The organism is Cellulosimicrobium sp. BMG9.22 (genome assembly GCF_059159975.1).
In genome coordinates this window covers 31,405-52,501 of record NZ_JBZGBY010000029.1, presented here as the reverse complement: position 1 = coordinate 52,501, position 21,097 = coordinate 31,405, and the positions used below count along the sequence as shown (strand labels likewise).

At 74.0% G+C, this 21,097-nt stretch carries 17 protein-coding genes; 12 read left to right on the top strand and 5 right to left on the bottom strand.

Features of this window, described 5'->3' with window-relative positions; genetic code table 11:
- Positions 1-569 precede the first annotated feature (569 nt).
- The 6 genes from coaD to mutM all read left to right on the top strand — a co-directional run bounded on the left by coaD (position 570) and on the right by mutM (position 4,381).
- Positions 570-1,079 carry a pantetheine-phosphate adenylyltransferase gene (coaD, locus tag AC4H2H_RS16600; RefSeq protein WP_494371924.1) on the top strand — a complete coding sequence of 170 codons (510 nt, stop codon included), beginning with the start codon at positions 570-572 and terminating at the stop codon, positions 1,077-1,079.
- Positions 1,080-1,102: 23 nt separating this feature from the next.
- The gene (locus AC4H2H_RS16595; protein WP_494371923.1) at positions 1,103-1,678 is read left to right on the top strand and encodes an ATP synthase subunit B family protein; all 576 of its coding nucleotides are present in this window, start codon (positions 1,103-1,105) and stop codon (positions 1,676-1,678) included.
- A 241-nt stretch (positions 1,679-1,919) separates the two neighbouring features.
- A complete protein-coding gene (locus AC4H2H_RS16590; RefSeq protein WP_494371922.1) occupies positions 1,920-2,438 on the top strand; it encodes a YceD family protein in 519 nt (172 codons plus the stop codon).
- 2 nt (positions 2,439-2,440) lie between these two features.
- Positions 2,441-2,635, top strand: a complete 195-nt coding sequence (gene rpmF, locus AC4H2H_RS16585; RefSeq protein WP_069387572.1) for a 50S ribosomal protein L32 — start codon at positions 2,441-2,443, stop codon at positions 2,633-2,635.
- Positions 2,636-2,640: 5 nt separating this feature from the next.
- Positions 2,641-3,402, top strand: coding sequence for a ribonuclease III (rnc, locus tag AC4H2H_RS16580; RefSeq protein WP_494371921.1), 762 nt, complete (start codon positions 2,641-2,643; stop codon positions 3,400-3,402).
- The gene (mutM, locus tag AC4H2H_RS16575; protein WP_494371920.1) at positions 3,395-4,381 is read left to right on the top strand and encodes a bifunctional DNA-formamidopyrimidine glycosylase/DNA-(apurinic or apyrimidinic site) lyase; all 987 of its coding nucleotides are present in this window, start codon (positions 3,395-3,397) and stop codon (positions 4,379-4,381) included. The genes rnc and mutM overlap by 8 nt, the downstream gene beginning before the upstream one ends.
- Before the next feature lie 142 nt (positions 4,382-4,523).
- Here the strand turns inward: mutM and AC4H2H_RS16570 are convergent, their stop codons facing one another.
- The gene (locus AC4H2H_RS16570) at positions 4,524-5,465 is read right to left on the bottom strand and encodes an NAD(P)-dependent oxidoreductase (protein ID WP_494371919.1); all 942 of its coding nucleotides are present in this window, start codon (positions 5,463-5,465) and stop codon (positions 4,524-4,526) included.
- A 255-nt stretch (positions 5,466-5,720) separates the two neighbouring features.
- On the opposite strand from AC4H2H_RS16570, the gene gadC reads away from it, so the two are divergent.
- From gadC to AC4H2H_RS16550, 4 genes are all read left to right on the top strand, one after another.
- Positions 5,721-7,202, top strand: coding sequence for a glutamate/gamma-aminobutyrate antiporter GadC (gene gadC / locus AC4H2H_RS16565; RefSeq protein WP_494371918.1), 1,482 nt, complete (start codon positions 5,721-5,723; stop codon positions 7,200-7,202).
- Entirely contained in the window at positions 7,199-7,717 is a 519-nt protein-coding gene (locus AC4H2H_RS16560; RefSeq protein ID WP_494371917.1) for a hypothetical protein, read from the top strand. Before gadC ends, AC4H2H_RS16560 begins: the two co-directional genes overlap by 4 nt.
- Positions 7,714-9,162, top strand: a complete 1,449-nt coding sequence (locus AC4H2H_RS16555; RefSeq protein WP_494371916.1) for a dipeptidase — start codon at positions 7,714-7,716, stop codon at positions 9,160-9,162. The genes AC4H2H_RS16560 and AC4H2H_RS16555 overlap by 4 nt, the downstream gene beginning before the upstream one ends.
- A gap of 100 nt (positions 9,163-9,262) precedes the next feature.
- A complete protein-coding gene (locus AC4H2H_RS16550) occupies positions 9,263-9,865 on the top strand; it encodes a hypothetical protein (protein WP_494371915.1) in 603 nt (200 codons plus the stop codon).
- A gap of 21 nt (positions 9,866-9,886) precedes the next feature.
- Here the strand turns inward: AC4H2H_RS16550 and cydC are convergent, their stop codons facing one another.
- From cydC to AC4H2H_RS16530, 4 genes are read right to left on the bottom strand one after another with little or no spacing between them, the layout of a single operon-like run.
- Entirely contained in the window at positions 9,887-11,764 is a 1,878-nt protein-coding gene (gene cydC, locus AC4H2H_RS16545; protein ID WP_494371914.1) for a thiol reductant ABC exporter subunit CydC, read from the bottom strand.
- Complete coding sequence (cydD, locus tag AC4H2H_RS16540; RefSeq protein WP_494371913.1) at positions 11,761-13,536, bottom strand: thiol reductant ABC exporter subunit CydD; 1,776 nt, start codon at positions 13,534-13,536, stop codon at positions 11,761-11,763. Before cydD ends, cydC begins: the two co-directional genes overlap by 4 nt.
- Positions 13,533-14,645, bottom strand: a complete 1,113-nt coding sequence (gene cydB / locus AC4H2H_RS16535) for a cytochrome d ubiquinol oxidase subunit II (protein ID WP_494371912.1) — start codon at positions 14,643-14,645, stop codon at positions 13,533-13,535. The genes cydD and cydB overlap by 4 nt, the downstream gene beginning before the upstream one ends.
- Positions 14,646-14,690: 45 nt before the next feature.
- Positions 14,691-16,208 carry a cytochrome ubiquinol oxidase subunit I gene (locus tag AC4H2H_RS16530; protein ID WP_494371911.1) on the bottom strand — a complete coding sequence of 506 codons (1,518 nt, stop codon included), beginning with the start codon at positions 16,206-16,208 and terminating at the stop codon, positions 14,691-14,693.
- Positions 16,209-16,741: 533 nt separating this feature from the next.
- Here AC4H2H_RS16530 and AC4H2H_RS16525 point away from each other — a divergent pair.
- Together AC4H2H_RS16525 and AC4H2H_RS16520 are read left to right on the top strand one after the other, a co-directional pair.
- A complete protein-coding gene (locus tag AC4H2H_RS16525) occupies positions 16,742-20,443 on the top strand; it encodes an Rne/Rng family ribonuclease (RefSeq protein ID WP_494371910.1) in 3,702 nt (1,233 codons plus the stop codon).
- Positions 20,440-21,060, top strand: a complete 621-nt coding sequence (locus AC4H2H_RS16520) for a GNAT family N-acetyltransferase (RefSeq protein WP_494371909.1) — start codon at positions 20,440-20,442, stop codon at positions 21,058-21,060. The genes AC4H2H_RS16525 and AC4H2H_RS16520 overlap by 4 nt, the downstream gene beginning before the upstream one ends.
- Positions 21,061-21,097 lie beyond the last annotated feature (37 nt).

Sequence of the window (21,097 nt, the reverse complement as noted above, 5' to 3'; positions counted from 1 at the left end):
GAGCGACACTGATGTCGTGTTCGGCGCGTGACCACGGTCCGACCTGCCCGACCAGGCCTCTACCTCGGCAGACCAGGGTTCTACCTCGGCCTGACCAGGGTTCTACTTCGGCGGGAGTCCGGGGCCCGGGCGTCTGCCCGGGGTGAGGTGATGGGTGAGCGGGTGGGGCGGCGTCGGATGCGAAGGGCGTCAAGGCCGCGCTCCTCAAACCTACGCCCGACGGACCAGGGTGACGGCGCGGACAGCCCGAGCACCGACGCCGCCCCACCCGCGGACCCGACCACAGCACGACGTCCGACGGGACCCGACCGCAGCACGAGGTCCGACCGGACGCGACCGCAGCACGAGGTCCGACCGGACCCGACCGCAGCACGACGCCCGACCGGACCCGACCACAGCACGACGTCCGACCGGACCCGACCTGCCCAGCCGACCCGAGCACCGACGCGACGTCCCGCTGCGGGTGGCCGCCGCGGACCCGGCGGAGTTCTCGACGGTGCCGTCGTGACACCGAGCGCGCTCGGTCGTGGCGCCGCGGTCGCGCGGGTCTCGTGTACTACCGTGACGAGGTGACCACAGCCGTCTGTCCCGGGTCGTTCGACCCGATCACCCTCGGCCATCTCGACATCGTCCGGCGTGCGCGTGCGCTGTTCGACGACGTCGTCGTGGGCGTCGCACGCAACGCGTCGAAGACTGCACTCCTGAGCGTCGACGAGCGTGTCGCGCTCGCTCGGTCCGCGGTCGAGGGCGCGGGCCTCGACGGGGTCCGGGTCGAGGTGGTGCCCGGGCTCCTCGTCGACTTCTGTCGGGACGTCGGCGCCACGGCGGTGATCAAGGGTCTGAGGGGCGGCGCCGACTTCGACGCCGAGCTGCCGATGTCGCTCATGAACCGGCACCTCGCCGGCGTCGAGACGGTCTTCGTCGCGGGCGACGCCGCTCTGCTGCACGTCGCGTCGTCGCTCGTCAAGGACATCGCGAGGTACGGCGGACCGATCGACGACCTCGTGCCCCCGGGCGTGGGTGGCGCGGTCAGGGCGGCGCTGGCACCACCACGGACGCAGGACGCGAGCAGCAGGTGAGCACGACGGGAAGGACCGGGTACATGAGCGAGCAGGACCGACGGGTGGCGGCAGAGGCCGACGAGCGAGCGGCGGAGGAGGCGCGGGTCGGGCTCAACGCGATCCTGGACGACCTCGCGCACCTCGTGGAGACGGCCCGCACGATGCCGATGTCGTCGTCGGTGCTCGTGCACAAGGGGGACGCGCTCGCGCTCGTCGACGAGCTGCGTTCCGCTCTTCCGGAGCAGCTCGCGCACGCGGACGAGGTGCTCGCGGAGGCGGACCAGGTCCTCGAGGACGCGCACCGCCAGGCGGAGGAGATCCTCACGACGGCGCGGGCGCGGGCGATCGAGCTCGTGCAGACCGAGCAGGTGGTGGTCCAGGCCCAGTCGAGGGCCCTGGAGATCGTCGACGAGGCCCAGGAGGCCGCGGCGGGGCTGCGCAGGGACGCGGACGACTACTGCGACCGCCGGCTCGCCGACTTCGAGGTGGACCTCGGCAAGCTGCTCGCCCAGGTGCAGGCGGGGCGCGCCAAGCTCGCCGACCGGCTCGGGTCGCCCGGGCAGGAGGACGAGCCGTCGCCCTTCCCGGCGACGATGCGCGAACGCACGGGACGGTAGCTGCGGGGCGCTCCGCAGGTAGGTGGCGGCGGGGTCTCCCGGTGCCGTAAGATCGACCTTTGGCCCCGCATCTTGCGCGGGCCCGTGCCCGGCAGGAGTTCCAGCCGGCCCACCTCGACCATCGATCACCAGTCCGCAGGCCGTCGCGCCCGCGGCACCGAACCTGGAGCGCGCCATCACAGCCGACAAGACGTCGCCGCTCGTGCTCGAGACGCACGAGCTCGGTCGGCAACCCGGGAGCATGCGGACGGTCCAGCGGACCGTCGCCGCCCCGGGCGACCTCGGCACGGCCGTCATCGGCATCCCCGAGGGCAGCGAGCTCGAGCTCGACCTGCGTCTCGAGGCCGTGATGGAGGGTGTCCTCGTCTCCGGGACGGTCACCGGTCACGCGGTCGGGGAGTGCGTCCGCTGCCTCGAGACGGTGCACCAGGACGTGACGGTCGAGCTCGGCGAGCTCTTCGCCTACCCGGAGCGTGCGAAGGCCGCCGAGGACTCGGGCGACGACCTCGAGGACGCCGAGGACGTCTACGACCTCGACGGCGAGCGGGCGGACATCGAGCCCGCGCTACGGGATTCGGTGGTCACTGCACTACCATTCAGTCCGGTGTGCCGAGCGGACTGCCCGGGACTGTGCTCCGAGTGCGGAGCGCGGCTGGCGGACGACCCTGGGCACGCACACGACCTTGTCGACCCTCGTTGGTCGGCGCTGGAGAGCATGTTCGACACCTCGAACGTGTCCGACGAGACGAAAGAGAGCTAGCCGTGGCTGTTCCGAAGCGCAAGATGTCGCGCAGCAACACCCGTGCGCGTCGTTCGCAGTGGAAGACCACCGCCGCGAACCTCACCACCTGCCCGCAGTGCAAGGGCGACAAGCTGTCGCACGCGGCGTGCCCGACGTGCGGCACCTACAAGGGCCGCCAGTACGCCGAGGCGCTGCGCTCCGAGCACGCGGGCTGAGGCGAGTGGCACCGGCTGCACCGGCATCCGGTCTTCTCGAGAAGCTCGGGGTCCACCTGGACCCCGAGCTTCTCGTGCTTGCGCTCACGCACCGGTCGTTCGCCCACGAGAACGGCGGCATCCCGACGAACGAGCGTCTCGAGTTCCTCGGCGACACGGTTCTCGGGCTGGTCGTGACGGAGGCGCTGTACCGCCGTCATCCCGACCTGTCCGAGGGCGAGCTTGCCAAGATGCGTGCCGCGACGGTCTCGCAGAAGTCGCTCGCGGCCATCGCGCGCACGCTCGGGCTCGGCCAGTACGTGCTGCTCGGCAAGGGTGAGATCCGCACGCGCGGCAACGACAAGGACTCGATCCTGTCCGACACCGTCGAGGCGATCATCGGCGCCGTCTACCTGAGCCACGGCCTCGAGGCGGCGCGCGAGCTCGTGCACCGCCTCGTCGAGTCGACTCTGGCCGCGGCCGCGGGCCTCGGTGCCGGGCTCGACTGGAAGACGTCCCTCCAGGAGGCGGCCGCCGCCGCCGGCCTCAGCGCGCCCGTGTACTCGAGCGACGCCGTCGGACCGGACCACGCACGCGTCTTCACGTCCTACGTCCACCTCGGCGGCCGGCTCTACGGGACGGGCAGCGGGACCGCCAAGAAGTACGCGGAGCAGGAGGCGGCGGAGCGTGCCTACGAGGCCCTCGCCGTCGAGCACGCGGAGCGGCAGGACGCCCAGACCGCCGCGGCGGCGGACGCCGACGACGCGCCAGAGGGCGCCGGTGCCTGAGCTGCCCGAGGTCGAGACCGTCCGTGACGGTCTCGCTCGGCACGTGCTGGGCGGCGTCGTCACCGACGTCGAGGTGCTGCGCGACTACAGCGTGCGTCGCCACGACGGCGGCCCGCAGGACTTCCGGGACCAGCTCCTCGGCCAACGGCTCGACGCGGCCGTACGCCGCGGGAAGTTCCTGTGGCTCCCGCTCGTCCCGGCGACGGCCCCGACTCGGGGGACGCACGTCGGCCCGCACGAGACCGAGGCGCCCGACGCCGGCCCCGCGGCGGCGCTGCTCGCGCACCTCGGCATGTCCGGGCAGCTCCTCGTGCGCTCGGGCCCCGGTCTCGCCGAGCGCTCGCCCCACCTGCGGGTGCGGATCCTGCTCCAGCCCGACGGCTCCGGCCCCGCAGGAGCGCTCGCGATCGACTTCGTCGACCAGCGCACGTTCGGCCACCTGTCCGTCCAGGACCTCGTGCCCACGCCCGACGGCGCCCCCGGCGGCCTAGGCTCCGACCTCGCCGCGGTCCCCGCCCCGGTGGCCCACATCGGTCGTGACCTGCTGGACCCCGCGCTGCGGCGGGACGACGTGGTCGAGGCGATCCGCCGTCGTCGGACCGGGGTCAAGCGCGCGCTCCTCGACCAGACGGTCGTCTCCGGCGTCGGGAACATCTACGCCGACGAGGCGCTGTGGCGCGCGCGCCTGCACTACGCGCGCGCGACCGACACGCTGCGCCGGCCCGAGGCGCACCGGCTGCTCGACGCCGCCGCCGAGGTCATGAGCGAGGCGCTCCTCCAGGGCGGGACGAGCTTCGACTCCCTCTACGTCAACGTCAACGGGCAGTCCGGGTACTTCTCGCGCTCGCTCGCCGTGTACGGGCAGGAGGGCGAGCCGTGCCCACGGTGCGGCACGCCGGTGCGGCGCGACGAGTTCATGAACCGGTCGTCGTACACCTGCCCCCGCTGCCAGCCGCGGCCGCGCAACGGTCGCTGGTAGGGGTCCGCCGACGCCGGAGCGAGGGGCGGGGCGGGTCTACCATCCGCCGCTCGTTCCTCGCGGCTCCCGCCAGACCCGCCACGACCCGCCCCGCCCCTCGCTCCGGCGTCGGCACTCCGTTCGTCTCGCCGTCGTCGCAGGGTCAGCGGTGGACGACGTTGCGGAGGGCTCGGCCTGCGCGGAGGGCTTCGAGGTTGGCGTTGACGAGGTCGGACGCGCGTTGCGGGCGGTTGCCGGCGACGTGCGGGGTGAGGATCAGGCGGGGTGCGTCCCAGAGGGGTGAGGTCTCCGGCAGGGGCTCGGACTCGGTGACGTCGAGCGCGGCGCCGCCGAGGCGGTGCTCGCGGAGGGCGGCGACGAGCGCGTCTTCGTCGACGGTCGCACCGCGACCCACGTTGACGAAGAGCGCGTGGTCCGGGAGCTGGTCGATCCGTTCGGCGCCGAACGCGTGGCGCGTCGTGTCGAGAGCCGGGAGCAGCGAGACCAGCACGTCCGTCGTGGCGAGCAGGCCCGGCAGGTCGTCGTCGGTGACGACCCGGAAGCCGTGCCGCTCGCCGCGGCTCCGGGCGACGCCCGTGACGTCGGCGCCGAGCGCGGCGAGGAGCGGCGCGAGCCGGGCCGCGATCGACCCGAAGCCCCAGATCGTCACGGGGGCGCCGTCGAGCGTGTAGCGGCCCGCCGTCGCGGGGTCGGCCTGCGCGCGGTTCACGACGGTGTCCCAGCGGTGCTCGTGCTGCGCCACGCCCAGCGCGTCGAGCCGGCGCACGGCGGCGAGGACGAGCGCGAGCGCGTGCTCGGCGACCGGTCCGTCGTGGAGGGACCGCCCGGAGGTGATCGTCACGTCCGGGCCGAACCCGGCGGCCAGCACCGCGTCGGGGCCGGCGGCGAGGGTCTGCACCCACCGCAGGCGAGCGAGCCGCGACGCGGCGTCGGCGAGGTTCGAGGAGGAGTTCGCCCAGGCGACGAGCACCTCCGCGGCGGCGTGCTCGGCCGCGAACGGCGCCGCGGCGTCGTAGACGACGACGTCGTCGCCCGGCTCCGCGTGCACGTCGAGGGCGATGGTGTCGGGCACGAGGATCTTCAACGCTGCTCCCGGGTGGTTCGGCGTGCGACTGCGGCCCGCTCGCGGTGCGGCCCGCCCCGCGAACGTATCACCGGGGGAGCGTCCGCCCACCGGGACCGGGACGTCCGTCCGTCCGTCGCCAGCGAGCCTCCGACCTGCACGTCCGCAGGCGCGGCGGCCGGGCCGGGGTTATGTTCGCGGTGTCCGACGACGCGGGCCGCCCGGTGCGCGCCGTCCCGTCCGGCCCGCTCGCGGGTCGTGGCATCGGGGGTAGGGATGGGGTCGTCCACGGGGGCGCCGACGCGCGCGGAGATGCGCGCGGCGATCACGGCCCGCACGCCGAAGAACTACGTCACCTGGATCACGCTCGCGTTCATGATCACGTCGTCGGTCGCGAGCCTGCGGGCCGCACCGACGATGGCGGTCTACGGCCTCGCCGCGGTGTTCCTCTACATCGTGCCCGCGCTCGTGTTCCTCCTGCCGACGTCGCTCGTGTCGGCCGAGCTGGCCTCCGGATGGTCGGGCGGCGTGTACCGGTGGGTCGCGGACGGGGTGTCCAAGCCGCTCGGGTTCCTCGCGGTCTGGTGCCAGTTCGCGATGACGATCTTCTACTACCCGAGCCTGCTCGGGTACGTCGCGAGCACGTTCGCCTACGTCATCAACCCGAACCTCGCGAGCAACGGGCTCTACGTGGCGATCGTCATCGTCGTGCTCTTCTGGTCCGGGGTGTGGTTGTCCTCGCAGGGGACCAAGACCGTCGCGGGCCTGTCGAGCATGGGCCTGATCATCGGCACGCTCATCCCCGCCGCGATCCTCGTCGTGCTCGGCATCGTGTTCCTCGGCCAGGGCAACCAGTCCGCCGCGCCGATGGACGCGCAGCACCTGCTGCCCGCGTGGACCGGCCTGGCCTCGCTCGTGCTCATCGTCAACAACTTCCTCTCGTACGCGGGCATGGAGATGAACGCCGTGCACGTCACGAGCCTGCGCAAGCCGGCGACGGAGTTCCCGCGCTCGATGTTCCTCGCGATCGGGCTCGTCCTCGTCATCTTCATCCTCCCGGCGGTCGCCATCAGCTGGGTCATCCCGGCCGACCAGCTCAGCCTCACGGCGGGCGTCATGCAGGCGTTCGACGCGTTCTTCGCCAACTTCGGGGTGAGCTGGCTGACCCCGATCCTCGGGCTCATGCTCATCGCCGCCTCGCTCGGCGGGATGCTCACGTGGCTCGCCGGCCCGTCCAAGGGCCTGCTCACGGTCGCGCGCGAGGAGGGCTGCCTGCCGCCGTTCCTCCAGCGCCTCAACAAGCACGGCGTCCAGCAGAACATCCTCGTGACCCAGGGCGTCGTGACGACCGGCATCGCCCTCCTGTACGCGTTCATCCCCGACGTGTCGAGCGCGTACTGGATCCTGTCCGTCATCACGACGCAGGTGTACCTCGTCATGTACCTGCTGCTGTTCGTCGCGGCCGTCCGCCTGCGCCGCAGCGCCCCCGACCACCCCCGCGGCTACCGTGCCCCGGCGCTCACGCTCCTGTGCGTCGTCGGGTTCTGCGCGTCGGTCGCCGCGATGGTCATCGGGTTCGTCCCGCCGGCGCAGTTCTCGAGCGGGAGCGTGGGTGTCTACGTGCTCGTCGTGGGTGGTGGCCTGGGGATCGTGGGGCTCCTCGTGCCCGCGCTGTTCTACCTGCTGCGCAAGCCGTCGTGGAAGAACCCGGACGCGGCCGCGACCACCGCGGCGGACGAAGCGGGGGAGTCCGCATGAGCACCGCACGACCCGGCCATGTGCCCGAGCACGAGCCGGAGCCCGTCGCGCCGCGGCGGTGGGTCACCTACACCGCCGTCGGGCTGCTCCTGCTCGCGCTCGGGGCGGTCATGGTGACCGTGTTCCAGAACGTGCGGACCAACCGCGACGCGCGGGAGGCCGAGCAGAGGGCCGCCGAGCTGCACGAGCGCTTCTCCCAGATCGGGATCACCGCGTTCAGCGAGGACACCCTCGCGCAGGTCCTGGGCGACGACGCGGGCGGGTTCTGCGCCGACCCCGCCGCCCTCGTCGACGCGACCGCGAACCTCGGCGCCGCGAACGGTGCCGTCGGCCCGGGCCTGCGGCCGTCGGTGCTCGACGAGCGGCGTCTCGCCGGCGACCGGCTCGTCATCGAGGTCTACTGCCCCGAGCAGCTCGACGCGTTCGACGACTACGTCGACTCGCTGGACCTCGACCCGGGCCGCACGACGACGGACGGCGCCGCCGACACCGAGACGACCGAGGAGGACGCGTGAACCAGCCCACCTCCGGCACAGCCGGCACCGGAGCCGCGGGGACCGGTGCGACGACCGACGACGCCGGGCACGTCGAGGAGGTCCGTCGCGCCGTCCGCGGGCTCCTGCCCCGCGCGCTCGACGACCTGCGCGACCTCGTCGCGATCCCGTCGGTCGCCGACGAGCGGCAGTTCCCCCGCGAGGAGTGCGAGCGGGCGGCGACGTGGGTCGCCGACGCGTTCCGCGCGGAGGGGGTCGACACACGGCTCGAGGTCACACCCGACGGGTCGCAGGTCGTGCTCGGGCACCGGCCCGGGCCCGACGGCGCGCCCACCGTCCTGCTCTACGCGCACTACGACGTGCAGCCCCCGCTCGACGACGCCGCGTGGACGACCCCGCCGTTCGCGCTCACCGAGCGCGACGGGCGTCTCTACGGGCGCGGGGCCGCCGACTGCAAGGGCAACGTCATCACGCACCTCACCGCGCTCCGTGCTCTGCGCGCGCTCGGTGGCGAGGACTACCCCGTGGGGATCCGGCTCGTCGTCGAGGGGTCGGAGGAGCAGGGGACCGGAGGCCTCGACCGGTGGGTCGAGGCGAACCCCGGGGCGCTCGCGGCCGACGCGATGCTCGTCCAGGACACGGGCAACGCCGAGCTCGGGCTGCCGACGCTCACGGTCACGCTCCGCGGCGCGGCGAACGTCGTCGTGCACGTCGAGGCGCTCGAGGGAGAGCTCCACTCGGGCATGTTCGGCGGGGCCGCACCGGATGCGCTGGCGGCGCTCGTCGCGGTTCTCGCGAGCCTGCGCGACGCCCGCGGCGACACGACGATCGACGGGGTCCCGCCCGCCGTCGCGCAGGGGACCTGGGACGGCGTCGCGTACGACGAGGACCAGTTCCGCCGCGACGCGGGCGTGCTCGACGACGTCGGGCTGGTCGGGACCGGGAGCGTCGCCGACCGGCTGTGGGCGCGCCCCGTGGTGACGATCCTCGGGATCGACGCGCCGAGCGTCGTCGGCTCGGCCGCCGCGATCCAGCCCCGCGCGTCCGCCCGGCTGAACCTCCGGGTCCCGCCGGGCTCGGACGCCCAGGACCTGCAGGACCGGCTCGTCGCGCACCTCGAGGCGCACGCGCCCTGGGGCGTGCGGGTGCGCGTCGAGCGGGATGCCGCCGGGCAGCCCTTCGCCGCCCGCACGAGCGGGCACGTGTTCGACACGCTGACCGCGGCGCTCGCGGACGCGTACGGCCGCGAGACGGTCACCGCCGGGCAGGGTGGGTCGATCCCGCTGTGCAACGTGCTCGCCGAGCAGTATCCGGACGCCGAGATCGTGCTCCTCGGCGTCGAGGAACCGGCGTGCCTCATCCACGCCCCGAACGAGTCCGTCGCTCCGAGCGAGATCGAGAACCTCGCCGTCGGCGAGGCGCTCTTCCTCGCACGCCTCGGCCAGTCGGGGCCGGTCGCTCGCTGACGGGATCGCCGCCCGTCTCGCTGTCCGTGCGGTGGTCGGCCGGTGCCGCTCGGCATGGAAGACTGCGCGCACTGTGCGGCGACGAGGCGGGGAGCTCGGCATGGAGGACCTGCGCACGCGGGTGGGGACAGTCCTGAACGGCACGGCGTCGGGGTTGATCCCGATGGCCGTCTTCACGCCCGTGTACGCGGTCTGGCCGGTCGTGGCGTGGCCTGTCGCGGGCGGCGTCTTCCTCGCCCTGGCGCTCACCTGGTCGGCGTACCTGGCCGTCACGGCCCGCAGGCTCCTGCGGCTCGGTCGTGAGCTCCCGCACGAGACGAACGCGTACGACGCGCGGATCGCGAAGGGGATGACGATCGTCAGCAGCGTCCAGGGCGGGCTCGTCCTCACCTCCGTGGTCGTGCTGGTGCTGCTCGGCCACGCCGTGTGGATCCTGCCGGTGGTCGCGCTGGTCGTCGCGCTCCACTTCTACCCGATGCCGGCGATCTTCGGACGCACGGTCGACTACTACCTCGGCACCGCCATGCTCGTCGCCGCAGGGTTCGGGCTCGTCCTCGCGGGCAACGAGGCGAACTGGCAGACGGTCTGGGCGGTCACGGGACTGGGCGGGGCGATCGTGACGAGCGCGTACGGGCTCTACATCGTCCGCGCCGCGCGGCGGACGCTGCGAGAGTACGCGACCCTCGCCGTCGTCCCGGCCTGAGGACCCTCGCCGACGCCCGGCTCAGGAGGCGGCGGGTGCCTCCTGGTCGAGCGCCCAGCGGTAGGCGGGGAGGGCGAGCAGCTCGTCGTGCGTGCCGCGCGCGACGACGCGGGCCGGCGCACCGTCCGGGGAACCCGGCGGGGTCCCGAGGAGGAGCACCTCGTCGACCGCCTCGAGGGCGCTGAGCCGGTGGGTCGCGAGGACCACCCCCCGGCGGGGTGCGTCGTGCGACCCGCCGTGCGTCGTCGCGACGAGGTGGCCGACGAGCGCGTCCGCCCCGGCCGCGTCGAGGTGCTCGGCCGGCTCGTCGACGAGCAGCAGGGGAGCGGGTGCCAGGATCGCCCGGGCGACGAGCAGCCGACGACGCTCTCCCCCGGAGACCGTCGTCGCGTCGGGGCCGAGGAGCGTCTCGACGCCGTCGGGCAGCGCCGCGAGCCACCCCGCGAGCCCGACGGCGGCCAGGGTCGTCACCGCCTCCTCGGGCGTCACGTCGCCCCGTGCGACGCGCAGGTTCTCCAGGACGGTCGTGTCGAACACGTGGCCGTCCTCGGCCGCGAGCACGACGCCGCGCGCCGCTTCCTCACGGTCGAGGTCGCGCACGTCCGCACCGTCGAGCGTCACACGGCCGTCGAGCGGGAGGACCAGCCCGGCCGCGGTGGCGAGCAGCGTCGTCTTCCCCACGCCCGACGGCCCGACGAGCGCGACCGCCCGGCCCGGCCGGACGTCGAGGTCCACGCCCTCGACGACGACGTGCGACCCGGCGACGCCGGAGCGGTCGATCCCCGGCCAGCCCGTCGCGACGCCGTCGAGCACGAGGCCCGTGTCAGCATCGGGTGACCCCGGGGTGACCTGTCGTGCTGACACGACGGGCGCCGCTTCGTTCGTGTCAGCACGAGGTGACACCGGAGCGGCGTGCGGTGCTGACACGCCGAGCAGGGCGACGATGCGTGCGGCCGCCTGACGCGAGCGATGCAGCTGCACCGCCGCGGCGGGAAGGACGTTCGCGGCCTCGAACACGGCCAGCGGCGTCAGGACGATCACCGACAGCTCGACCGGCGCGAGCTTCCCTGCGGTGAGCGCGGGGATGCCGAGCACGAGCGACGCCAGCACCGCGACCCCGACGGCGAGCGCCGCGATCCCGGCGGCGACACCCGCGGGGCGGGCGCCGTCGTCGGTCACGTGGGCCAGCTCACGGTCGGTCGCGCGCAGGTCGTCGAGCCGGGTCTCCAGGCGCCCGGAGACGGCGAGCGGACCGGACTGCTCGAGGATCTCGAGCGTCGTCGCGGTCATCGCCGCACGCGTGGCCGCGCCGCGGGCCTCGACCGTGCGCGCCGACCGGGCGGACAGCCACGGAGCGACGACGGCCGCCAGGAGCAGGCACAGCGCGAGCGCGACGCCCGCCGCGGGCAGGAACGCCCCGACGAGCACCACCGACCCGACGGACACGGCGAGCGCGACGCCCGCGGGGACGAACGCCCGGACGACGACGTCGCCCACGGCGTCGACGTCCGCACCGACGCGCGCGAGCAGGTCACCGCGCCGCAGCCCCACGAGCGCGGCGGGCGAGCCCTCGGCGAGGGCGGTGTAGAGGTTCGCCCGCAGCGCGGCCATGCCGCGCAGGGCGACGTCGTGGGACGCGAGCCGCTCCAGGTAGCGGAACACTCCGCGCGAGATGCCGAACGCCCGGACGCCGACGACCGCGACGGACAGGGTGAGGACGGGCGGCATCTGCGAGGCGCGCGCGATGAGCCACGCCGCGACGGCGGCGAGCCCGACGGCGCTGCCCAGCGAGAGCGTGCCGAGGACGACGGCCCACACGACGCGCCGCCAGCGCACGTCGAGCAGTCCGACGGCGCGCCACAGCGGGTCGGCGGCGAGACGGTCACGAGGCCTGGTCACGGGTGCCTCCCTTCATCGGCCGCGGTGGCGGCCGCGAGCGCGGTCGTGCCGGTCGACGGGTCCGGGTCGGTGCTCGGCGCGGACGTGCCGGTGAGCGGCGCGGAGCGGACCTCGACGACCTCGTCCGCGGCGAGCACGAGCGAGGCTCGGTGCGCCACGACGACGACGGTCCGGCCCTGGTCGCGGAAGGCGCGCACGGCGTCGAGCACCACCTGCTCGCCGCGCGCGTCGAGGTGCGCGGTGGGCTCGTCGAGCACGACCAACGGGACGTCCGCCGGGTCGCCGAGCAGCGCCGCGGCCAGCGCGACCCGCTGGCGCTGGCCGACGCTGAGGCCGACGCCGCCCTGCCCGACCTCGGTGTCCCAGCCGCCCGGGAGCGTCGCGAGGACGGCGTCGAGGCCGGCGGTGCGAGCGGCGCGGTCGAGGTCGGCATCGTCGACGGCGAGTCCGCCCGCGACGACGTCGCGCAGGCGCCCCGGCGCGAGCACGGGCCGCTGGGGGAGCCACGCGACCTGGGGCCAGTAGGTGCTGAGATCCACGTCGGCGAGGTCGAGGTGCTCGCCCGACCGTCCGGTGAGCGTGACCGTGCCGAGGTCCGGACGCACGAGGCCGAGCATTAGGAGCGCCGTCGTCGTCTTGCCCGCGCCGCTCGGTCCGGTGAGGGCCACGACCCGACCCGACGACGCGTCGACGCGGACGGCGACGTCCAGCGCGGCAGGCGCGAGCACGTCGCGGTCGCCGGCGCGCACGGAGGCGCCGCGCAGCGCGAGGGTCGCCCCCGCGAGCGCCGGTGCGGGCGTGCGGCCGGGCTCCGGCACGTCCTCGTCGAGGATCGCGAACGCCTGGTCGGCGGCGGCGATGCCGTCGGTGGACGCGTGGAAGTGCATGCCGACCTGGCGCAGGGGGAGATACACCTCGGGCGCGAGGACGAGCACCGCGAGCGCCGGCTCGAGCTCCATGCCGCCGTGCACGAGCCGCAGACCCACCCCCACGGCGACGACGGCGACAGACAGCGTCGTAAGGAGCTCGAGCACCATGCCGGAGAGGAAGGCGACGCGCAGCGTTCCCATGGTCGCTCGCCGGTTGGCCTCACCGAGGGCGCGCACGCGCCGCTCCGGGCCGCGCGCGCGGCCGAACGCGAGCAGCGTGGGCAGGCCGGCGAGGAGGTCGAGCACCTGGGCACCGAGGCGCTGCATGACGACGAGGCGTCGCTCCGACGTCCCGGCCGTGAGCCGGCCGACGAGGACCATGAAGAGGGGGACGAGGGGAATGGTCACCGCGATGATCACCGCCGAGACCCAGTCGAGGCCGAGGACGACGGCGAGCGTCGCGGGCGTGACGGTCGCGGCGAGCAGGAGCTGCGGCAGGTAGCGCACCATGTACGGCTCGAGCGCGTCGAGCCCGCGTGTCGCCAGCGTGGCGACCTCGGGACCGCGGCCGGACGCGAGCCAGCGCGGCCCGAGCGCGACGGCGTGCGTGACGACCTGCTCGCGCAGCTCGGTCACGGTCCGCGTCGCGGCGCGCAGCGCGAAGCGTTCCTGGGCCCAGGAGGTGCCGGCCCGCGCCGCGACCACGGCGGCGAGCAGGCCGAGGCGGGTGCCGACGTCGGACAGCGTGACCGTCCCCTCGATCGCCGGTGCGAGGATCGACGCGAGCACGATCGCCTGGGCGACGACCAGGCCCGCCGTGGCGAACCCGAGCACCGCCGTCAGGACGACGTATCCCCGTGCGGCGCGCGCGTGGCGCAGGAGCTGGGGGTCGAGGGGCTTCACGCGCCGCCCGACCCGCCGGAGCCGAGGTCGCGCCCGGCCGCACCGCCCGACGACGCGCCGCCGAACGCCGCCTCGCGGACCTTCTTGAGCGACAGTCCGGCGGGGGCCGGGATGTCCTTGGTCGACAGGCGACGGCGGAAGACCCAGTACGTCCACGACTGGTACCCGATGACGAGCGGCGTGAGGATCACGGCGACCCACGTCATGACGGTGAGCGTGTAGTCGGTCGACGACGCGTTGTGGACCGTCAGCGAGTTCGCCGGGTCCACCGCGGGCATGACGTCGGGGTACATCGAGCCGAAGATGAGCACGACTGCCGCCACGATCGTCAGGGCCGAGGCCGTGAACGCCCGGCCCTCGGAGCCCTTGCGGTTCGCGACGAGGGTCGTGACCAGGCCGGCGGCCGCGAGCACGACGGCCGCCCACGTCCAGGGCACGGAGTACGCGACCTGCGCCCACACGGCCCAGCCGCCCGCGAGGACGAGCGCGACGACTCCGAAGACCGACGCGTGCTGCCGGGCCCGGGCCCGGATCTCGCCGTCGGTCTTGAGCGCGACGAACACCGACCCGTGGAGGAGGAACAGGCTCAGGGTCACGAGGCCGCCAAGCAGCGCGAACGGCGACAGGAGCGAGAAGAACCCGCCGACGAGCTGGTGGTCGGCGTCGAGCTGGACGCCGCGCACGAGGTTGGCGAACGCGACGCCCCACAGCACGGCCGGCACCCACGAGCCGACCTGGATCGCGACGTCGCAGCGCCGGGCCCAGCCCTCGTCGCGGATCTTGCCGCGGTACTCGAACGCCACCCCGCGCACGATGAGCGCGACGAGGATGAGCAGGAGCGGGACGTAGAAGCCCGAGAAGAGGGTCGCGTACCACTCGGGGAAGGCGGCGAAGGTCGCGCCGCCCGCGGTGAGCAGCCAGACCTCGTTGCCGTCCCAGACGGGCCCGATGGTGTTGATGAGGACGCGGCGCTCCTTCTCGCGGTGCTCGGAGTCACCCCGGGGGAGGATCGACAGCAGCATGCCGACTCCGAAGTCGAAGCCCTCGAGGACGAGGTAGCCGGTCCACAGGACGGCGATGATCACGAACCAGACGACGGCGAGATCCACGGTGGTGTCTCCTGGGTTTTCTGGGCGGGGTCCGCGGGCGGCGCGTCAGTACGCGAAGGACAGGGGACGGTCGGCGGAGTCGGTGTCGTCGTCTCCCGGGGGCTCCTGCGCCTCGGGCGACTCGTCGCGCACGCTCAGGGGTACGCCCTCGATCGCGTAGCGGCGCATGAGGGTGAACCACACGGCCGCGAGCGCACCGTAGAGGAGCGTGAAGACGATCATCGACGTGAGCACGACGCCGGGGCTCACCACCGTGGACACGCCGCGCTCGGTGAGCAGCCGGATCTGGTCGATGCCGGTGGGGTTCGGCGCGACGACCCACGGCTGCCGGCCGACCTCGGTGAAGATCCACCCGAACGAGTTCGCGAGGAACGGCATGGGGATCGCGACCAGCCCGACGCGCGCGAGCCACACGTTGTCCGTCACCCGGCCGTTGCGGGTGAGCCACAGCGCCATGAGCGCGAGGAGGACGGAGCCGGCGGCCATGCCGATCATGAGCCGGAACGACCAGTAGGTGATCGCGAGGTTCGGCGTGTAGGTCACGGGGTCGCCGGACGCGGTGACGTCGCCGAACCGCTCGGTCATCTGCTCCTGGACGTCCTCGACGCCGGGCAGGTAGCTCTCCGGGCCCGAGAAGTGGCCGGTGCCCAGGTAGGACGCGAGGCCGGGGATCTCGATGAGGTGCCGCACGTTCTCGCACGAGTTCGACAGGTCGCCGATCGTGAGGACGGAGAACGCGGCGCCCTCCTCGCCCTCGCACAGCGCCTCGGCCGACGACATCTTGCCGGGCTGCTGCTCGTACATGATCTTGCCCTGGATGTCGCCCGAGACGGCGACGCCGATCCCCCCGACGAGCATCGCGACGACCCCGAGGGTGACGGCGGGTCGGTACACGTCGCGCGCGAGCTCGACGTTCTCGGCCTTCCGCGTCCGCACGAGGCGGACCATCCACCACGCGGCGACGCCGGTGACGAAGGTGCCCGCGGTGAGGAACGTCGCCGTGATCTGGTGCGGGTAGGCCGCCCAGAGCGTGTTGTTGGTGAGGACGGCGCCGATGTCGTTCATCTCCGCGCGACCCGTCTCGGGGTTGTAGATCGCGCCGACCGGGTGCTGCATCCACGAGTTCGCGGCGAGGATGAAGAACGCGGAGAGGTTGGTCGCGATCGCGACGGCCCAGATGCACGCGAGGTGCACCTTCTTGTTGAGGCGGTCCCAGCCGAAGATCCACAGCCCGAGGAACGTCGACTCGATGAAGAACGCGGCGAGCGCCTCCATCGCGAGCGGCGCACCGAACACGTCGCCCACGAAGCGCGAGTACTCGCTCCAGTTCATCCCGAACTGGAACTCCTGCACGATGCCCGTCACCACGCCGAGCGCGAAGTTGATGAGCAGGAGCTTGCCGAAGAACTTCGTCAGCCGCAGCCACCGCTCGTTGCCGGTGCGGACCCATGCCGTCTGCATGATCGCGACGAGGGGAGAGAGCCCGATCGTCAGCGGGACGAAGATGAAGTGGTAGACGGTCGTGATGGCGAACTGCCACCGGGCGAGATCTAGAGCATCCACGTGCGCTCCTCGGGAGGCCGGACCGGATCGGGGGACGGGGTCTTCGGGGACGTCGGCGCCGCCGAACGACCGGACCGACCTGGCATCCGGCCGAGAATCGGCGCTAGGCCCAATCTGCCCCATCGACGGGGTGTGCGGGGCCGAAATGTGCTGGAAAATCGCCGCTTGTGACCATGTTCACAAGCGCTGGGCGTCCTTGGTCGCCGCGCGGTGGGCCGAGGGGCCCGGAGGTGGTCGCGTGTCGTCGGGGTGCGCTCGTGGCCCTGTGCGATACTGGGCGCAGCCGGGTGGGCTCCGCATCGCTCCCCGGCGCACACGAGCTCGCAGCTACCGCGCACCGCGGCAGGCGGAGCGCCGCCACGGGGCGAAGGGTCCGGTGGCAGGCGCCCGCGCCGTCTACGCGTGCCGCAGCCGTGACCGACGACTTCCGTCGCCGGACGACGCGCTCCGGTGCGCTCGTCACGAGCGACGACCGACCGCCCCGTGGGGCCGCACGGTGCGGGGCGGTCCCTGTGGCAGCAGGAGCACGACGCGTGACGCTCGACAGCACCTCCGACAGCACCCCCTCAGAGACCACGGCCCAGGGCTCGGCCCCGGCCGAGGACGCGATCCCGACGGCGGCCCGCAAGCGCGGCGGCCGCCGCGCGACACGCACCACGGCGCCTCCCGCGCCTCTCGCCATGTCCGACGCCGCCACGCCCGACGCCGACGCCCCGGGGACGGACTCGCCCCAGACCGCCGAGAGCGCGCCCGCCGTGCCGGCCGGGGCCGAGGTTCCCGTCGCGCCGGCCGAGGCGAGCGCTGCGGGCGAGAAGCCCGCGCGCCGTTCGCGTCGGGCCACGCGCAGCACCTCCACGCCGGTCACCGCTGCGTCCGTGGAGCCGCCGAGCCCGAGCGCGGAGCCGGCTCCCCACGCCCCGGCCACGAGCACCGAGCCGGCGCCTCAGGCGTCGAGCGAGGCATCGAGCGCCCCGGCGCGCAAGACCCGCACGCCCCGGCGCGCCACGAGCGCCTCGGCGCGCGCGAAGGCTGCGGCGCCGTCTGCCGCCACCGAGGAGCCGGCCGCCGCGCCCGAGGACGAGAACGCCGGCGCGCTCGACGACGCGGCGGCCCCCGTCCTCGACGTCCTCTCCGAGTTCGGTCTCAGTGCCCCGCCGGCGGACGACGCGGCGGGCCGGACCGTCGAGGCAGGGCCCGATGCTGCTGCGCTCCTGGGCGCCCCCGACGAGCCTCGCAAGACGAAGCGGACGCGGGCCACGCGCAAGACCGCAGCGATCCCCGCGGAGGAGCCCGCGACCGTCGCGCCGGCCGACGGCGTGACGACATCCCCGGTCGAACGTCCGGCCGAGGAGAAGCCCGCGCGCCGTTCACGCCGGGCGACGTCGAAGACCAAGGACGCCGCCGGCGCGACCGTCGAGACCCCGACGGTCGACGTCCCGGGAGCCGAGAGCGCCACGGGCTCCCCGGCCGCCGCTTCGACGGCCGAGCCCGAGAAGCCCGCGCGCCGTTCGCGTCGCGCGACGTCGAAGCCTGCCGCCGACGCGACTCCCGCCGCCGACTCGACCCCGCCGTCCACGGCGCCCGCCGCGTCCGACGCACCGGCGTCGGCGTCGCCCGCGGCGACCCGTGGCGGCACGAGCACGCCGCGCCTCGCGACCACCGCGCTGCTGTTCCAGGCGCCGGACCCCGCGGCGGCGCCGCGTCGTCCGCGCCGGGCGCAGAGCCCCGCAGGCCCCCCGCGCCACGTGGATCCGGCACCCGTCGCGGAGCCCGCAGCGACCGCGGAGCCCCGCACGGCGACCGCGGAGCCCCGCACGGCGACCGGCCGGGAGGCGACCGAGACCGTCGCCGAGCGTCCGAGCGGTCGACGGCGTCGAGGGGCGTCGACGCGCGAGACGGCGCCCGCACAGGCACCGGCACCGACACAGGCACCGGGCGAGAACGAGGGGATCGACGTCGCCGTCGAGCTCGTGCTCAGCGGCGAGGACCGCGCAGCGATCGAGGAGATCGAGGCCATCGAGACCGAGCTCGTCGCCGAGGGGGTCGAGCTGCCCGAGGAGGGCTTCGGCCCGACGGACTTCGACGACGAGGCGGTCGAGGACGAGACCGGGGCGACGGGCGATGACGAGACGGAGGACTCCGAGTCCGGACCGCGCCGTCGTCGTCGTCGCGGCGGCCGGGGTCGTCGCGGGCGCAACGACTCGGTGCGCGACCAGGACGAGTCCGACGAGCCGGCACGTGGCGAGTCCGAGCGCGAGCCGGGGGGCGAGTCCGGGCGCGAGGCGACGGACGGGTCCGAGACCGGCGAGGAGCCGGACGAGCACGAGCCCGAGGGCGAGGGCGCGGAGGGCGACCACGGCGACGAGGACGCCGGGAGCAGCCGCCGCCGTCGTCGCCGTCGCCGTGGCGGTCGTGAGAACGGCGAGGGCACCTCGACGCGTGCGCGTCCGCGCGAGCGGAGCCTGGCCGACGAGGTCACGGCGCTCAAGGGCTCGACGCGCCTCGAGGCGAAGCGGCAGCGTCGTCGCGAGGGGCGCGACGCCGGCCGTCGTCGCCAGATCATCACCGAGGCCGAGTTCCTGGCACGCCGGGAGTCGGTCGAGCGCGCGATGGTCGTGCGCGAGCGCGCCGGGCGCACCCAGATCGCGGTCCTGGAGGACGGCGTGCTCGTCGAGCACTACGTGTCCCAGCAGTCCCAGGCGTCGATGGCCGGCAACGTGTACCTGGGCCGCGTCCAGAACGTGCTGCCCAGCATGGAGGCCGCGTTCATCGACGTCGGCAAGGGCCGCAACGCCGTGCTCTACGCGGGCGAGGTCAACTGGGACGCCGCGGGCCTCGAGGGCCAGCCGCGTCGCATCGAGCAGGCGCTGAAGTCGGGCGACTCCGTGCTCGTGCAGGTGACCAAGGACCCGATCGGGCACAAGGGCGCACGCCTCACGTCGCAGGTCACGCTCGCGGGCCGCTACCTCGTGTTCGTCCCGGGCGGCGGGATGACGGGCATCAGCCGCAAGCTCCCCGACACCGAGCGCAACCGCCTGAAGAAGATCCTCAAGGAGGTCGTGCCGGACGGCGCGGGCGTCATCGTGCGCACCGCCGCCGAGGGCGCGAGCGAGGACGAGCTGCGCGCCGACGTCGAGCGCCTGCGCGGGCAGTGGGAGGCCATCGAGAAGAAGTCGAAGAGCGCGTCGGCACCCGCGCTGCTCCAGGGCGAGCCCGACCTCGCGATCCGCGTGGTCCGCGACATCTTCAACGACGACTTCAGCTCGCTCGTCGTCGAGGGCGACGGGGCGTGGAGCGAGATCTCCGCGTACGTCGAGGAGCTCGCGCCGGACCTGCGCGAGCGCGTCTCGAAGTGGGTCGGCACCCAGGACGTCTTCACGGTGCACCGCGTCGACGAGCAGCTCGCCAAGGGCATGGACCGCAAGGTCTGGCTGCCCTCCGGAGGCTCGCTCGTCATCGACCGCACCGAGGCCATGACGGTCGTCGACGTCAACACGGGCAAGTTCACGGGCTCGGGCGGCACGCTCGAGGAGACCGTGACGCGCAACAACCTGGAGGCGGCCGAGGAGATCGTCCGCCAGCTCCGGCTGCGCGACATCGGCGGCATCATCGTCATCGACTTCATCGACATGGTGCTCGAGTCCAACCGCGACCTCGTGCTGCGGCGTCTCGTCGAGTGCCTGGGTCGTGACCGGACCAAGCACCAGGTCGCCGAGGTGACGTCCCTCGGGCTCGTGCAGATGACGCGCAAGCGCGTGGGCCAGGGCCTCGTCGAGGCGTTCAGCGAGACGTGCGAGCACTGCCACGGCCGCGGGTTCATCGTGCACACCGACCCGATCGAGAAGCAGGGCAGCAACGGCAACGGGCACTCGCACGCGACCGGCCCCGCGGCCGACGACGCGGCGGAGTCCTCGCGGTCGCGCTCCCGCCGCAAGCGCGGTTCGGCGAGCGGGGCGCAGGGCGGCTCTGCGGCGAACGACGCGGGCATCACGCTGCCCCACCAGGCCGTCCCCGTCCTCCCGGAGGTCTCGTCCGAGGCGCGCGAGGCGGTGAAGGCCACGCTCGCCACGATCGCGGCCGCCGCGGCGCACGCCCACGAGCACGACCACCCCGAGGGTGCCGTGCCGGCCGAGGGCACGGGCGACGTCGTCGTACCGGACGACGCCGCGGCCGTGGACGCCGCTCCCGAGGCCGCCGAGGGCTCGGGCCAGGGAGCGACCACGGACGAGGAGTGAGCCCGGACGCCGTGCCCGCGTACGGCGCGGGCGCCGGGGTGCGGCTCCGTGGCTGGCGCCGGGACGACCTCGTGTCGTACCGGGAGTGGCTGCGGCCGCACCACGAGTGGCACCGCTGGGACGGGCCCTACTACCCGGTGCCGGACGACGAGTCCGCCGATGCGGCGGTCGCCCGCCTCGCGCGGTCGGCCGCGGCCGAGGCGCGGCACCCGCGCGGCCTGCGCGACGACGGTCTGCCGCCTGGCCGGGTCGTGGTCGCCGACGAGGACGACGTCCTCGTCGGGACGTGCTCGTGGTACTGGGAGTCGGCCGAGACGCAGTGGGCGCGCGTCGGCATCGGCCTGTACGACCCGGCCGTGCGGGGCCGAGGCCTGGGTCGCGAGGCCCTCGCCGCGTGGATCACCTACCTCTTCTCCGTCACGGACTGGGTGCGGCTCGACCTCGCGACGTGGTCGGGCAACGCGGCGATGCTCGGCGCCGGGCGTGCGCTCGGGCTCGTCGAGGAGGGCCGCTTCCGCAGGGCGCGCGTCGTGGACGGTGTCCGGTACGACGCCGTCGTCCTGGGGGTCCTGCGCGACGAGTGGGTGCCGGGCCGCGCAGCGCAGGCGCGTCGCTGAGCGCCGTCGACGGGACGGTCTTCGTCTCGTCACCCGC